Annotated in this window: 9 protein-coding genes; 5 read left to right on the top strand and 4 right to left on the bottom strand. The window is 66.9% G+C overall.

What is annotated here, in order from left to right; all coding sequences use genetic code 11:
• Positions 1 to 330 precede the first annotated feature (330 nt).
• From OEJ36_RS23360 to OEJ36_RS23340, 5 genes are all read left to right on the top strand, one after another.
• The gene (locus OEJ36_RS23360; RefSeq protein WP_263403564.1) at positions 331 to 2286 is read left to right on the top strand and encodes a DUF1302 domain-containing protein; all 1956 of its coding nucleotides are present in this window, start codon (positions 331 to 333) and stop codon (positions 2284 to 2286) included.
• 55 nt (positions 2287 to 2341) lie between these two features.
• Positions 2342 to 3712, top strand: a complete 1371-nt coding sequence (locus tag OEJ36_RS23355; protein ID WP_263403563.1) for a DUF1329 domain-containing protein — start codon at positions 2342 to 2344, stop codon at positions 3710 to 3712.
• Between the two features lie 125 nt (positions 3713 to 3837).
• A complete protein-coding gene (locus tag OEJ36_RS23350; RefSeq protein ID WP_263403562.1) occupies positions 3838 to 4572 on the top strand; it encodes a response regulator in 735 nt (244 codons plus the stop codon).
• Positions 4573 to 4761: 189 nt separating this feature from the next.
• Positions 4762 to 7587, top strand: coding sequence for a PAS domain S-box protein (locus OEJ36_RS23345; RefSeq protein ID WP_263403561.1), 2826 nt, complete (start codon positions 4762 to 4764; stop codon positions 7585 to 7587).
• 91 nt (positions 7588 to 7678) lie between these two features.
• Positions 7679 to 8410 (top strand): hypothetical protein, encoded by a 732-nt coding sequence (locus OEJ36_RS23340; RefSeq protein WP_263403560.1) that lies wholly within the window; start codon positions 7679 to 7681, stop codon positions 8408 to 8410.
• A 146-nt stretch (positions 8411 to 8556) separates the two neighbouring features.
• Here the strand turns inward: OEJ36_RS23340 and OEJ36_RS23335 are convergent, their stop codons facing one another.
• From OEJ36_RS23335 to OEJ36_RS23320, 4 genes are all read right to left on the bottom strand, one after another.
• The gene (locus tag OEJ36_RS23335; RefSeq protein WP_411861046.1) at positions 8557 to 10119 is read right to left on the bottom strand and encodes a methyl-accepting chemotaxis protein; all 1563 of its coding nucleotides are present in this window, start codon (positions 10117 to 10119) and stop codon (positions 8557 to 8559) included.
• Between the two features lie 275 nt (positions 10120 to 10394).
• Positions 10395 to 11612 (bottom strand): beta-ketoacyl-ACP synthase I, encoded by a 1218-nt coding sequence (fabB, locus tag OEJ36_RS23330; RefSeq protein ID WP_021220692.1) that lies wholly within the window; start codon positions 11610 to 11612, stop codon positions 10395 to 10397.
• Between the two features lie 11 nt (positions 11613 to 11623).
• Positions 11624 to 12139, bottom strand: a complete 516-nt coding sequence (gene fabA, locus OEJ36_RS23325; protein ID WP_021220691.1) for a 3-hydroxyacyl-[acyl-carrier-protein] dehydratase FabA — start codon at positions 12137 to 12139, stop codon at positions 11624 to 11626.
• Positions 12140 to 12349: 210 nt separating this feature from the next.
• Positions 12350 to 14278 (bottom strand): ATP-binding protein, encoded by a 1929-nt coding sequence (locus OEJ36_RS23320; RefSeq protein WP_263403558.1) that lies wholly within the window; start codon positions 14276 to 14278, stop codon positions 12350 to 12352.
• Positions 14279 to 14549 lie beyond the last annotated feature (271 nt).

Below are 14549 nucleotides of genomic sequence, written 5' to 3'. Positions count from 1 at the left end.
CACCGGCCGCACTGCTTTCAAGCGGCATTTTCCCGTGAGTTCTTTCTTGAAAATTTACCGTTTCTAGCTGAAATGGACGGTTGGCAGTGCGTACACACTTTGTTACCTTGCCTGCACTATCGTACCAATTAACGATTCCCGCTCATTACAAGAACAACAGCGTGACCGTCGCCGGCGTGCATTCCCGCGACGAAGATGGATACCTGCGAGAGCGCCGCCGAGGCCTGCCTGAACCGCCCGGACGCCGCTCCGCAGCCGAGAGAAAACAACAAAAGGGCCGGACATAGATCCAGCCCAGAAATCTTGGCCGTCAAGGGAGGTACGTTTGCTATGAAGAGGCATATCCGCTTATCCGCGATCGGGTGCAGGCCCCTGCAGGCGGGAGCAGCTTTCGGGCTGTTGCCGTTGCTGATCGCCGGCTCCGCGCAGGCCGTCGAGTTCAGCCTGCTGGACAACCAGCTCAGCGGTTCCATCGACACCACGCTCTCCTACGGCGCCATGTGGCGGGTGCAGGGGCGCGACGCGGACAACATCAGCGATATCAACGCCGATGACGGCAACCGCAACTTCGATACCGGCCTGGTATCGGAGGTGTACAAGGCCACTTCCGACCTCTCGTTGAAGTACGACAACTACGGCGCCTTCGTCCGTGGCACGGCGTACTACGACACCCAGATCATGGACAAGCGCAACGACTACTACGGCACCACCGGTGGCGTGGAGCGGCCCAGCCAGTCCTTCCCCGATGACGACCATTTCACCCAGGACACCCGCCACATCGCCGGGCGCAAGGGCGAGATCCTCGACGCCTACCTCTACGGCAGCTGGGATGTGGGCGCCATGCCCCTCGGCGCCAAGGTGGGCCGCCAGGTGATCAACTGGGGCGAGGGCGTGTTCTACCGCGGCGGGGTCAACACGGTGAACCCGGTGGACGCGGCCAAGTTCCACCTGCCAGGCTCCGAACTCAAGGAAGTGCTGGTGCCCATGGAAGCACTGAGCTTCAACCTGGGGCTGACCGACAACCTGTCCATGGAAGCCTTCTACCAGTGGAAGTGGAAGGAGACCCGCCTGGACCCGGTGGGCACCTACTTCTCCGAGACCGACCTGTTCGCCGATGGGGGGCACACGGCCTATACGACCTCGACGGACCTGGCGCCGTTGATGCCCCTGTATGACCTGTTCGCTGGTGCCGGCCTGCTCGGCAACGGCGCCAATGGCCCGAACGCCTACCTCAATAGCGATACCGGTGTATTCAAGGTGGCCAATATCGGCAAGGACCTGCAGGCGGACGACAGCGGCCAGTTCGGCGTGGCCTTCCGCTATATCGCCGAGGAACTCAACTCCACCGAATTCGGCTTCTACTTCGTCAACTACCACGCCAAGGAGCCGCAGATCGCCATCGACCTGAATGGCTACCAGGGCGTCGACCTGGCCACCCTGGGCGGTGCACTGGCGGGCAACAGCCTGCCGCCCGAGTATGCCGGCGCGCTGGCGACCTTCGACCTGGCCAGCAACGCCCAGGCCCGTCGCCGCTACGTCGAAGACATCCGCATGTACGGCTTCAGCTTCAACACCACGGTGGGGGATGCATCGGTTTCCGGCGAGCTTTCCTACCGGCCCAATGCGCCCATCTCCATTTCCGCCACCGATGACCTGCTGAGCGATCTGCTGCTCCAGGGCATCAATGGGTCCGACCTGGTCAATTCCGGAGTCGCCAACGATGCCGCCTGCGCCGCCGTCTCCGGCAAGCAGCTCTGCCGCAGTTCGATCTTCGACAACTACGAGCGGGCCGAGACCTACAACATCTCTCTGTCCACCATCTACAACTTCGGCCCGGCCCTGAGCTTCGACTCGGTGATCGGTGTCGCCGAGGTGGCCTCCCAGCACATCCGTGGCAGCAGCCTGAAGTACACCGCCTTCGACGGCTCGGTGCGCAAGTTCTCCAGCACCACCGACAAGGCCTACGAGGACGACCGCACCACCGACAGCGACCAGATCAGCCGCGACAGCTACGGCTACACGCTGCTGGTTTCCGGCAGCTGGAACGACGTCTACGCGGGGGTGAAACTCTCGCCGTACGCCGTCTTCCAGCACGACTTCCAGGGCAACTCGGACCGCACCGGCAACTTCATCGAAGGCCGCAAGGCGCACACCCTGGGGATCGACGCCACCTACCTGAACAGCTTCGAGGTGGGCCTGCAGTACACCGAGTACTACGGCGCCGGGCGCAACAACAGCACCCGCGACCGCGACAACGTTTCGCTCACCGCCAAGTACTCGTTCTGATGCCATGCGCCCGGCCGCGATGCGCCGGGCCGTACAAGACAGGGAGAAGCACCCCATGTTGAAGAAATACTCGTTGCTGCTGGCTGCCATCGTGCTCGCCGGCAGCGCCACCGACGCCCTGGCGGCGGTCTCGGCCGAGCAGGCCGCCACGCTCAAGTCGACCCTCACCCCGCTGGGGGCGGAGCGCGCCGGCAACGCCGCCGGCACCATCCCGGAATGGACCGGCGGCATCACCCAGGCCCCGGCGGGCTACAAGGGTTCGGGCCAGCACCACGTTGATCCCTTCGCCGCCGACCAGCCGCTGTTCACCATCACCAAGGCCAACCTCGAGCAGTACAAGGCCAACCTCACCGATGGCGAGATCGCCCTGTTCAACGCCTACCCGGACAGCTTCCAGATGCCGGTCTACCCGACCCGGCGCTCCGGCTCGGCACCGCAGTGGGTCTACGACAACACCCTGAAGAACGCCACCACGGGCAAGCTGCTCAATGGCGGCAACGGTTTCGCCGACGCCTATGGCGGCATCCCGTTCCCCATCCCGCAGAACGGCCTGGAAGCGATCTGGAACCACATCACCCGCTACCGCGGCACCTACATCGTGCGGCGCTCGGCGGAGGCGGGGGTGCAGCGCAACGGCGCCTACTCCCTGGTCACCTCCGAGGACGAGGCGCTGTTTCGCTTCTACGACCCCAAGGGCAGCTACGCCGACCTGCAGAACACCCTGTTCTACTACATGACCTTCACCACCGCCCCGGCGCGCCTGGCCGGCAACGGCGCGCTGGTGCAGGAGATGCTCGACCAGGTCAAGGAGCCACGCCAGGCCTGGGGCTACAACCCCGGCCAGCGCCGCGTGCGCCGCGCGCCGACCCTGGCCTACGACACGCCGATCGAGTCCACCGACGGCCTGCGCACCGCCGATGACACCGACATGTACAACGGCGCGCCGGACCGTTACGACTGGACCCTGGTGGGCAAGAAGGAGATCTACATCCCCTACAACAACTACAAGATCACCAGCCCCGAGGTGAAGTACAAGGACCTGCTGCTGCCTGGCCACGTGAACCCGAAATACACCCGCTACGAGCTGCACCGCGTCTGGGTGGTGGAAGGCAAGCTCAAGGCCGGCGCGCGGCACATCTACTCCAAGCGCACCCTCTACCTCGACGAGGACAGCTGGGGCGCGGCGGTGGTGGACCAGTACGACGGCCGTGGCGACCTGTGGCGCGTCTCCCTGGCCTACCTGAAGAACTTCTACGAGCTGCCCACCGTGTGGACCGCGCTGGACACCTTCCACGACCTGCAGGCGCGCCGCTACGGCGTGCAGTGGCTGGACAACGAAGAGGCCGGCACCGTGGACTTCAGCAAGCCCTCCCCGGGTGACGCCGCCTTCAACCCGGCCGCCTTGCGACGCAAAGCCTCGCGTTGATGGGCACCCTGTGGCCCGGTATCAAGCCCGGGCCACAGGGTGGTGTGATCATCGTTGGGTCATTCGCGCGGGAGGCTGCTCGTCGCCGCAATGGCGCGCTATATTCCCCGCGTTCGCATTGACCGATGAGCGAGGGACCCATGGCCGGGCAGGTCAAGATTCTGGTGGTGGACGACGACGCCGAGATACGTGAGTTGCTGCAGGACTACCTGGGTGGCCACGGCTATCAGGTGGAGCCGGCCTGCGACAGCACCGGCATGCGCGCGGCCCTGGCTGCCGGCCTGCCGGACCTGGTGCTGCTGGATGTCGGCCTGCCCGGCGAGGACGGCCTCAGCCTGGCTCGCTACCTGCGCGAGCACCACGACCTGCCGGTGATCATGGTCTCCGGCGCCGGCAGCCCGGTGGACCGCACCATCGGCCTGGAAGTGGGCGCCGACGATTACGTGGCCAAGCCCTTCGACCCGCGTGAGCTGCTGGCGCGGGTCAAGACCGTGCTGCGCCGCTACCAGCGGGTGCCGGCCGTCGCCGCTCCTTCTGTCCCTGTAGACGCCGGCAACAGCCTGCAACTGGGCGCCTGCCGCCTGGACCTGGACCGCCACCAGTTGTTCGACGGCAACGGCGCGGAAATCCCCCTCACCGCCATGGAGTTCGACCTGCTCCAGGCCTTCGCCCAGCGCCCCAACCGGCCGCTGTCCCGCGACCAGTTGCTCAACCTCACCCAGAACCGCGACTGGAATCCCTTCGACCGCTCCATCGACATCCGCATCGCCCGCCTGCGCCGCAAGCTGGAAACCGACCCCGACAAACCCCAGGTAATCCGCACCCTGCGCGGGGTGGGCTACATGTTCGTGCCGGGCTGATCACCCGGCCCCCTCGTCGCCCTCTCCGTAGGAACGAGCTCTGCTCGCGAAGCTCCTGTGTTTCCCTAAGCCTCGGAATGCCGGTTGGCCGCCTTTGTTTCAATTGTTTCAACCGCGTTGTACCCCCTCTAAAGGCCGGGGCCGGCTCTCTATACTCCAGCCATCACCCAGGCTCGTGGAGGCCTTCCGATGAGCCTGACGGCACCCCGCCCGCTGTTCGATGGTGCCGCCGAGCACCAGCTGCGCCAGATCGTCGACAACAGCAGCGCAGTCATCTACGTGAAGGACCTGGAAGGCCGCCTGCGCCTGGTCAACCGTGCCTTCGAGCAGCTATTCCGGGTGCGCGCGGAGGAGGTGATCGGCCACACCGACCACGAGTACTTCCCCAGGGAACTGGCCGATGTGCTGCGCGCCAACGACCTCAAGGTGGCGGAGCTGGGCCAGGAGCAGGAGTTCGAGGAGCGCCTGCCGTTCAACGGCGTGGTGCGCACCTACCTGTCCAGCAAGTTCCCGCTGTTCGACAGCGAGGGCCGGGTTACCGCCGTGTGCGGCATCTCCACCGACATCAGCTCGCGCAAGAGCGTGGAAGAGGTGCTGCGCTACGTCGCCCTGGGCATCTCGGCGGCCACCGGCAACGAGGTGTTCGAGGCCATCGCCCGCTACATGGTGCGTTCGCTGCACGCCGATTTCGCCTACGTCAGCCGCATCAGCGACGAGGGCCCGCACAAGCTCACCACCCTGGCCATGTACTACGCCGGCGAGCTGCGCGCCAACTTCACCTATGACCTGGAAGGCACCGCCTGCAGCGACGTGCTGGGCAAGGCTTTCCACTTCGTCGGCAGCAACCTGCTGGAGTGCTACCCGGGGGATGCGGTATTCCGCGCCTCGGGCGTGGACAGCTTCGCCGGCTACCCGCTGTTCGCCAGCGACGGCCGCCCGCTGGGGTTGATCGCCGCCGGGCGCCTGGGGCCGATGAAGGAGCGCGAACGGGCCGAGTCGGTGCTGCGCATCTTCTCGGTGCGGGCGGCGGCGGAGATGGAGCGGCTGGAGGCGGAGGCCAGCTACCGGGCGATCTTCGCCGGCTCCGAGGACGCCATCCTGGTGCTGGACATCGACAGCGGCGCCCTGGTGGACGCCAACCCCCGCGCCTGTTCCACCGTCGGCTACAGCTACGAGGAGATGCTCGGGCTGGACATGGACGCCTTCAGCGCCGGCTACGAGCCCTACACGGCCAGGCATGCCGCCGGCTTCCTGGCCCGCGCGGCGGCCGGCGAGCCGCAGCGCTTCGAGTGGCACCGGCGCAACCGCGACGGCAGCCTGCATTGGGACGACGTCTCGCTCAAGCGCGTGACCCTGTCCGGCGTCGACCGCATCCTGGTGTTCTGCCGCGAGATCACCCAGCGCAAGGAGGCCGAGCAGGCCCTGCGCACCAGCGAGCAGCAACACCGCGCCATCGCCGACACGGCGCTGGACTGCTTCATCGGCATGGACAGTGCCGGGCGCATTCTCGCCTTCAACCCGGCGGCCGAGCGCTGCTTCGGCATCGCCCGTGACGATGCCCTGGGCCAGTGGCTGTTGAAGCTGATCATCCCCGAGCGTTTCCACGAGGTGTACGAGCGCGCCTTCGAGAGCTACGCCCAGACCGGCACCGGCGACTTCCTCGGCAAGCGCATGGAGGTGGTGGCCCAGCGCGCCTCGGGCGAGGAGTTCCCCGCCGAGCTGGCGCTGACCCAGGTGCGCGGCGACGAGGGCCCGCGCTACATCTGCTACCTGCGCGACATCACCGAGCGGCGCCAGGCCGAAGAGGAAAAGGCGCGCCTGGAGCAACAGCTGCGCCAGGCCCAGCGCATGGAGGCCATCGGGCACCTCACCGGCGGCATCGCCCACGACTTCAACAACCTGTTGACCAGCATGCTGGGCTACACGGTGATGGCCCAGGAGCACGCCGAATCCCTCCATGACGAGCGCCTGGGCAAGTACCTCACGCGGGTGCAGCGCTCGGCGGAGAAGGCCCGCGACCTGATCCAGCAGATGCTCACCTTCAGCCGTGGCAGCCGGGGCACGCCCCAGGTGGTGGCGCTGGACCTGCTGCTGGGCAACTTCATCCGCCTGGTGGATTCCACCCTGCCGGCCACGGTGGAACTGGAGACGCGCCTGGCCCACGACCTGCCGGCGGTGCTGGTAGACCCGGTGCAGCTGGAGCAGGTGCTGATGAACCTGTGCATCAACGCCCGCGACGCCATGGGCGGTGCGGGGCGCCTGCAGGTGGGGCTGGGCCAGGTGCAGGTGCAGGCGGGCGTGTGCGCCTCGTGCCAGCAGCGCATCGACGGGCAGTTCGTCACCCTCACCGTCAGCGACAGCGGGCCGGGCATCGACGGGGCGCTGCGGGCGCAGATCTTCGAGCCGTTCTTCTCCACCAAGGCCAGCGGCCAGGGCAGCGGCATGGGCCTGTCGATGGTGCACGGCATCGTCCACGAGTACGGCGGCCACATCCAGCTGGACAGCCCGGCGGGGCAGGGCGCCACCTTCCGCATCCTCATCCCGGCCCATCATCAGGCGCCGGAGGCCGCGTTCAACGTCACGGCCTGCCATGAGGCGCTGCCGCCGCGCTCGGCCCTGCGCGGGCGGGTGGCGGTGGTGGACGACGACCCCGTGGTCGGCGAGTTCATGGGCGAGCTGCTGGCCAACTGGGGCGTGGCCGCGCAACTGTTCGGCGACCCGGAAGAGGCCAGCCGGCAGCTCTGCGCCGACGCCTATGCCTGGGACTTCGTCATCCTCGACCAGAGCATGCCGCGCCTCACCGGGCTGCAACTGGCGCGGCGCCTGCTGGCAGCGCGGGCGGACCTGCCCATCGTGCTCTACACCGGCTTCAGCGACAGCCTGGTGGAGGCCGAGGTGCAGGCCCAGGGCGTCAAGGCGCTGCTGACCAAGCCGCTGGACCAGGCGCGCCTGCATCGCTTGTTGCGCACCTGGCTGCCGGCGGCGGGCCACGGATACCAGACTGAAACAAACTGAGCGGTTACTGCCATCGGGCAGATACAGGGGGGCGGCAATCTGGCCCTGACTGCAGAGCCCTGCAGCCCCAGACCCCTGGCAGGACCGCATCATGAACAGCACACTCGGACGTACCGCGACCTTTACCTTCGGCGTTATCAGCTACCTGGTCTTTCTCGCCGCGTTCAGCCTTTCCATCGCCTTCGTGGCCAATCTTCACTGGGCGCCGGCCCGTCTCGACGGCGAGCCGGCGCTGGCGCTTGGTTGGGCGCTGGCCGTCGACTCTGCGCTGCTCGTCGCCGTTGGCCTGGTCTATTGGGCGAGCCGTGCCGTTACCCAGAACGGGCGGGTACTGCTGGGCAGCCTGGCGGTGCTGGCGTTGCTGGTGCTGTGGCAGCCGCTGAGCGGCGAGGCATGGCGCCTGCAGAGCCCGGCGCTGCGCCAGGTGCTGGCGGCGGCCTTCGGTTTCGGCGGGGCCTTGCTGCTCTATGGGGTGCTGCTCAGTGACCAGTTGGCAGCGGGCGGCCTGCATGCCGCCGCGCGGCGCCTGTTCGGCCTGGCCGGCGAGGGCAGCGATGAGGCGCGCGAGGAATGGCGCCGCCAGCGCCGTGATGCGCTGAGCCTGGGCGTGCTGCTGCTGGCCTGGGCCACGCCGGAGCTGAGCGTCACCCACCTGGTGCTGGCGCTGCTGGCGAGCCTGGGTGTTTACCTGGTTCGTCGCCGGGTGCTCGATGGCCAGCCGCTGGAGGCGGCCAAGCAACCTGAAGCGAGCCACCCCCGGCGCCCGGTGTTGGTGGCCTCGCGCAAGGCCGGGGCACCGATCGACCCGGTGCGTGCCGCCTGAGCGGGCCGCCCCGCTCGCTCTGCGCCGAGGCTCTAGCCTGGATGCGAGCACTGCCGATACGAAAGAACCCCAGCACCGCGAGGTGCTGGGGTTCTTCGTTTGCAGCCGGCCCTGCGTCTCCCTGGCAATGGGCCTTGCGGGCGCGATCAGACGGTGAAGCGCGCGACCATGCCGTTGAGTTCCACGGCCAGGCGCGACAGCTCGTGGCTGGCGGCGGCGGTCTGGTTGGCGCCGGTGGCGGTCTGCACCGAGATGTCGCGGATGTTCACCAGGTTGCGGTCCACCTCGCGGGCCACCTGGGCCTGCTCTTCGGCGGCGCTGGCGATGACCAGGGTGCGTTCGTTGATCTGGCTGACCTGCTCGGTGATCTCCACCAGGGCGCGGCCGGCTGCTTCGGCGATTTCCAGCATCTGCCGGGCGCGCTGGTCGTTCTGGTTCATCGCGCCCACGGCTTCGCCGGTGCCGCTCTGGATGCTGCCGATCATCTGCTCGATTTCGCGGGTGGATTCCTGGGTGCGGTGGGCGAGGGCGCGGACCTCGTCGGCGACCACGGCGAAACCACGGCCCTGTTCACCGGCCCGGGCGGCCTCGATGGCGGCGTTGAGGGCCAGCAGGTTGGTCTGCTCGGCGATGGCGCGGATCACGTCCAGCACCTTGCTGATGCTTTGTGCGCGGTCGGCCAGGCCTTCCACCAGGGTGGAGGTGTGGGCGACTTCCTGGCTCATGCTGCGGATCGCCTGCACCGTTTGCTGCACGCGGTCGCGTCCGTCCTGCGCCGACTCCTCGGAGGCACGGGATGCGTCGGAGGTGGAGCTGGCGTTGCGCGCGACCTCTTCCACGGCGGCGGTCATCTCGTTGACGGCGGTGGCGGCCATTTCGATTTCGTCGTGCTGGCGGGTGAGGGAGCGGTTGCCTTCCTCGGTCACCGCGTTGAGTTCTTCGGCGGCGGAGGCCAGCTGGGTGGCGGAGGTGCCGATCTGCTGGATGGTGCCGCGCAATTGCTGCTGCATGCGCTGCAGGGCGGTGAGCAGTTGCGCCGGTTCGTCCTTGCCGGCGGTGTCGATGCGCCCGGTGAGGTCGCCGCTGGCCACCACGCCGGCCGCCAGCACGGCTTCGCTCAGCGGCACGGTGATGCTGCGGGTGAGGGCCCAGGCGAGGGCGACGGTGATCAGTGCGGCGATCACCAGCACGCTGATGACGGCGGTGGTGGCGCTGGCGTAGTTCTCGTCCGCCTGGGTGTTGGCGGCGTCGGCGCCCTGGGTGTTGTAGTCGGAGAGTTCGTTGAGCGCCTTGAGGGTGGTGCGGTAGTTGTCCAGCAGCGGGCCCTGGACCAGTTCGGTGGCGGCGGCCTTCTCACCACCCTTGGACATGGCGAGCAGCTTGTCGACACCGGCGATGAAGCCCTGGCGCTCCTGGGTGTAGCGGTCGAACAGCTGCTGGTCGCGGCCCGGGTCGATGCCGGCCTTGTAGGTGCTTTCAGCCTTGTCGAGCTGGGCGATGATTTCGCGCATGCGCGTTTCGAGGAACTGCTGGGACGGCAGGTCGGTCGCCAGGACATGGCCGAGCTGCACCTGGCGCAGTTCGGTCAGCGACAGGTTGATCTGGGCGATGGTGCGCACGCTGGGCAGCCAGCTCTGGCTGATCTCGGTGGAAGCGTCGTTGATCACCGACATGCGGTTCAGCGAGAACAGGCCGGTGAACACCAGCATCAGCGTGATGATGGCGAAGCCGAAAGCCGCGCGGGGAGCGATGGGGAATTGTCGCAGGAACATGGGTTACTTCTCCGGGGTGGCTGCGGGACGAACCAGGGAGGCTCGGAAAAAGTATAGGAAGCCCTGTGGAATACGCGTGAACTTCACCGTTTCGCTGGGCTTGCGAGCCTCTGGGGCGGGGGTAGCGGGACTTTCCATGGCCCTGACGCGACCATGCCCGTATCGAGCGATACGGGCATGGTGGGTGTTGCGTTCGCCTTGCGGCGCGGGTGTCAGGCCGAGAAGCGCTTGAGCACCAGGGTGGCGTTGGTGCCGCCGAAGCCGAAGCTGTTGGACATGATGGTGTCCAGCTTGGCGTTCTCGCGGGTCTCACGCAGGATCGGCAGGTCGGCCACTTCCGGGTCCAGCTCGTCGATGTTGGCGGAGCCGGCAATGAAGTTGCCTTCCATCATCAGCAGGCAGTAGATCGCCTCGTGCACGCCGGCGGCGCCCAGGCTGTGGCCGGACAGGCTCTTGGTGGAGCTGATGGCCGGAGCCTTGTCGCCGAACACTTCACGCACGCCGCGGATTTCGGCGACGTCGCCCACCGGGGTGGAGGTGCCGTGGGTGTTCAGGTAGTCGATCGGGGTGTCGACGGTGGAGAGCGCCTGCTGCATGCAGCGGATCGCGCCTTCGCCGCTCGGAGCGACCATGTCGTAGCCGTCGGAAGTGGCGCCGTAGCCGACGATTTCCGCGTAGATCTTGGCGCCGCGCGCCAGGGCGTGCTCCAGCTCCTCGACCACCACCATGCCGCCGCCACCGGCGATGACGAAACCGTCACGCTTGGCGTCGTAGGCGCGGGAGGCCTTTTCGGGAGTGTCGTTGTACTGGGTGGAGAGGGCACCCATGGCGTCGAACAGGCAGCTCTGGCTCCAATGCTCTTCTTCACCGCCGCCGGCGAAGACCACGTCCTGCTTGCCGAGCTGGATCTGCTCCATGGCCTGGCCGATGCAGTGGGCGCTGGTGGCGCAGGCGGAGGAGATGGAGAAGTTCACGCCCTTGATCTGGAAGGGGGTGGCCAGGCAGGCGGATACGGTGCTGCCCATGGTGCGGGTCACACGGTATGGGCCGATGCGCTTGACGCCCTTCTCGCGCAGGGTGTCGATGGCTTCCATCTGGTTGACGGTGGAAGCACCGCCCGAACCTGCGATGAGGCCGGTACGCGGGTTGGAGATCTGCTCGGGTTGCAGGCCCGAGTCCTTGATCGCCTGTTCCATCGCCAGGAAGGCGTAGGCGGCGGCGTCGCCCATGAAGCGGAAGATCTTGCGATCGATCAGCTCTTCGAGGTTCAGGTCGACCGAACCGGAAACGTGGCTGCGCAGGCCCATTTCGGCATAGGACGGGTTGTGGCGGATGCCGGCCCGGCCTGCACGCAGGTTGGAAGAAACGGTTTCCTTGTCATTGCCCAGGCAGGAAACGATGCCCAGGCCGGTGATCACGACGCGACGCATGCGGATAACCCTTAAAAGCTGTCAGTGGAAGTGAACAGGCCGACGCGAAGGCCTTCGGCGCTGTAGATTTCGCGGCCATCGACGCTGACGGTGCCGTCGGCGATGCCGAGGATCAGCGAGCGGCTGATGGTGCGTTTGATCTGGATGTTGTAGGTGATCTTTTTCGCCGTGGGCAGGATCTGGCCGAAGAATTTCACTTCGCCCGAACCCAGGGCACGGCCGCGGCCGGGGTTGCCCTGCCAGCCGAGGTAGAAGCCGACCAGTTGCCACATGGCGTCCAGGCCCAGGCAGCCCGGCATCACCGGGTCGCCTTCGAAATGGCAGGCGAAGAACCACAGGTCCGGGTTGATATCGAGCTCGGCGACGATTTCGCCCTTGCCGTACTTCCCGCCGGTTTCACTGATATGGACGATGCGATCGATCATCAACATGTTGGGGGCGGGCAGTTGCGCATTACCGGGGCCGAACAGCTCACCGCGACTGCAGCGCAGCAGGTCTTCCCGGGAATAGGCGTTTTGTTTTGTCATGCGAGCTCCTCAATGGTCCCCGTACTGCAGGGCTTGGCATTACGTCCACACCGCCGCGCGCACAGGCGTCGAATCGGCAGACTAGTCATAGACTGTTGCGTTGCGGTGAAAGTCACAGAGTACAGTCGTTCACTTGAATCAGGGACGCTTGCGCCTTTGCCCCGGCGCTTTTGTGACGCAAGCCTGCCGCACTTTAGCACTGTTGCCCACTCACCGAAGGTCGGGGGGGCAATCCGTCGCGCCGCCCAGCCAGCGCTGCAGGACGCGCTGCAGGTCGGCCCGTTTGAAGGGCTTGGCCAGGTAGTCGTTCATGCCCGCTTCCAGGCAGGCTTCCCGGTCGCCCTGCAGGGCGTTGGCGGTGAGGGCGATGATCGGCGTGCGGGCGCCGCCATTCATCTTGCGAATCTGCCGGGTGGCTTCGTAGCCATCGAGCACCGGCAGGCGGCAGTCCATGAGGATCGCCGAGAAGTGTTGCCGCGAGGCGCTCTGCACCGCCTGGGCGCCGTCGCCCACCAGGCTGACGCGGTAGCCGAGGCTGCGCAGCATGGCTTCGATCACCGTCTGGTTGACCGGGTTGTCTTCCACCAGCAGCACCTGCTGGCCCGAGCCGTTGCCGGCCTCGTTGCCGTTGCCCTGGCTGGCGCGGCGCTCCTGCTGGCGGAACGGCAGGGGGATTTCCAGGGTGAAGATCGAGCCCCGCCCTTCCAGGCTTTCGGCGCGCAGGGTGCCGCCCATGCGCTCGGCCAGGGTGCGGGCGATGGGCAGGCCCAGCCCGGTGCCGCCGTAGCGCCGGGAGATGGAGCTGTCGGCCTGCTGGAAGGCGTCGAACATGTGCTCCAGGCGTTCCGGCGGAATGCCGATGCCGCTGTCGTGCACGGCGCAGGTGAGCCAGAGCACCTCGTCATCCAGCGGCTGCCATTGGGTGAGCACGCGGATGCCGCCGTCCTCGGTGAACTTCAGCGCGTTGCCCACCAGGTTCACCAGGATCTGGCGGATGCGCGTCGGGTCGCCCTGTACCTCGATCTGCTCCAGGCCTTCCTGGGTGTCCAGGGTCAGCGCCAGGCCGCGCTGCGAGGCGCTGTGCTGGAACACCTGCACCGAGCCCTGCACCAGTTCCAGCAGGTTGAAGGAGATGCGCTCCAGCTCCAGGGCGCCGCGCTCGATGCGGGAGAAGTCGAGGATGTCGTTGATCACCTTGAGCAGGTGCTCGGTGGATTCGGCGGCCAGGGCGGCGTATTCCGCCTGTTCCTGGTTCAGTTCCGTTGTTTCAAGAAGTTGCAGCATGCCCAGCACGCCGTTCATGGGCGTGCGCAGCTCGTGGCTCATCATCGCCAGGAAGTCGGATTTCGCACGGTTGGCCTGCTCGGCTTCTTCGCGGGCGGTGATCAACTGGTCGATGGCTTGCTGCTGCTCGCGGCTGGCCTTGTCCAGGCCGCTGGCGAGGTTGTTGATGTGCCGGGCCAGGTCGCCCAGTTCGCCTTCGTCCACCACCGGCAGGCTGGCCTGGTAGTTGCCGCCCTGGATGGCCTCCACCGCCTCGCCCATGGCGCTGATGGGCTGCGACAGGCGGGTGGCCAGGCGCCGTGCCAACAGGAAGGTGAGCACCAGGGCGAAGAGGGCCAGCACCGTGGCCTTGAGGAGGATTTCCTGCTGGCGGCTGCTGAACGCATCGTTGGACATGCCCACCACCACGCGGCCCAGGTAGCCGCTGGCGAGCTTGCCGTTGCTGCGCTCGCTGTGGAACAGGGTTTCGCTGTCCAGCTTCATCTGCTGCATGCGGATGGGCGCGTGGAACACCTCCACCTGGGGCCCGGCGCGATCCAGGCTGCCCGGCTGCTCGACATACACGAGGATGTTGTCCTCGCGGTCGCGCACTTCGAGGAAGCGCACGTGGGGGGTGTCCAGGGTGGCCTTGAGCAGGCCTTCGAGCACCGGCAGGTTGCCGGCGATCACGCCGTATTCGGCGGCCGGCGCCAACTGGTTGGCGATCAGCTGGCCGGTGTGGTTCAGCTCCTGGCGCAGGTCCTGGAGGCGGGCGAAGGTGAAGAAGCCGGTGAGCAACAGCGTCAGCAGCAGGGCCGGGCCCAGGCTGATCAGCTGGGTGCGGGTGTGGATGTCCCAGCCACGGCGCAGGCTCATCGGCAGCGCTCCATCGCAGCCGGGGCCGGCGAGCGACGGCGGGTAGGGGAACGGTGCGGTGCGGGGCGGCGGATCATCCGTGGGCCTCGTGACAGGCTCGTCCATGGGAAAAGTGAATGCATGGGGAAACTCTAGCTGGGCCTGCGTTCCGGTCGAATGTTTCCGTCGTGGCGTGGGGCCGCTGGCCGTTGCGGCTCGCGTGAATGCGAGGGCAGGGCACTGTCGGCGTTCGCCAGGGTCATAAAGGGCTGGATTGTCGTGCCTGGATTCG

It is taken from the genome of Pseudomonas sp. PDM13 (assembly GCF_025685765.1).
GTDB lineage: Bacteria > Pseudomonadota > Gammaproteobacteria > Pseudomonadales > Pseudomonadaceae > Metapseudomonas > Metapseudomonas solani.
This window is presented reverse-complemented; position numbering and strand designations above follow the sequence as displayed.

Coding starts and splice junctions, on each gene's coding strand:
- OEJ36_RS23360 (WP_263403564.1), top strand. CDS start 331: ATGAAGAGGCATATCCGCTTATCCGCGATCGGGTGCAGGCCCCTGCAG.
- OEJ36_RS23355 (WP_263403563.1), top strand. CDS start 2,342: ATGTTGAAGAAATACTCGTTGCTGCTGGCTGCCATCGTGCTCGCCGGC.
- OEJ36_RS23350 (WP_263403562.1), top strand. CDS start 3,838: ATGAGCGAGGGACCCATGGCCGGGCAGGTCAAGATTCTGGTGGTGGAC.
- OEJ36_RS23345 (WP_263403561.1), top strand. CDS start 4,762: ATGAGCCTGACGGCACCCCGCCCGCTGTTCGATGGTGCCGCCGAGCAC.
- OEJ36_RS23340 (WP_263403560.1), top strand. CDS start 7,679: ATGAACAGCACACTCGGACGTACCGCGACCTTTACCTTCGGCGTTATC.
- OEJ36_RS23335 (WP_411861046.1), bottom strand. CDS start 10,119: ATGCTGGTGTTCACCGGCCTGTTCTCGCTGAACCGCATGTCGGTGATC.
- fabB (WP_021220692.1), bottom strand. CDS start 11,612: ATGCGTCGCGTCGTGATCACCGGCCTGGGCATCGTTTCCTGCCTGGGC.
- fabA (WP_021220691.1), bottom strand. CDS start 12,139: ATGACAAAACAAAACGCCTATTCCCGGGAAGACCTGCTGCGCTGCAGT.
- OEJ36_RS23320 (WP_263403558.1), bottom strand. CDS start 14,278: ATGAGCCTGCGCCGTGGCTGGGACATCCACACCCGCACCCAGCTGATC.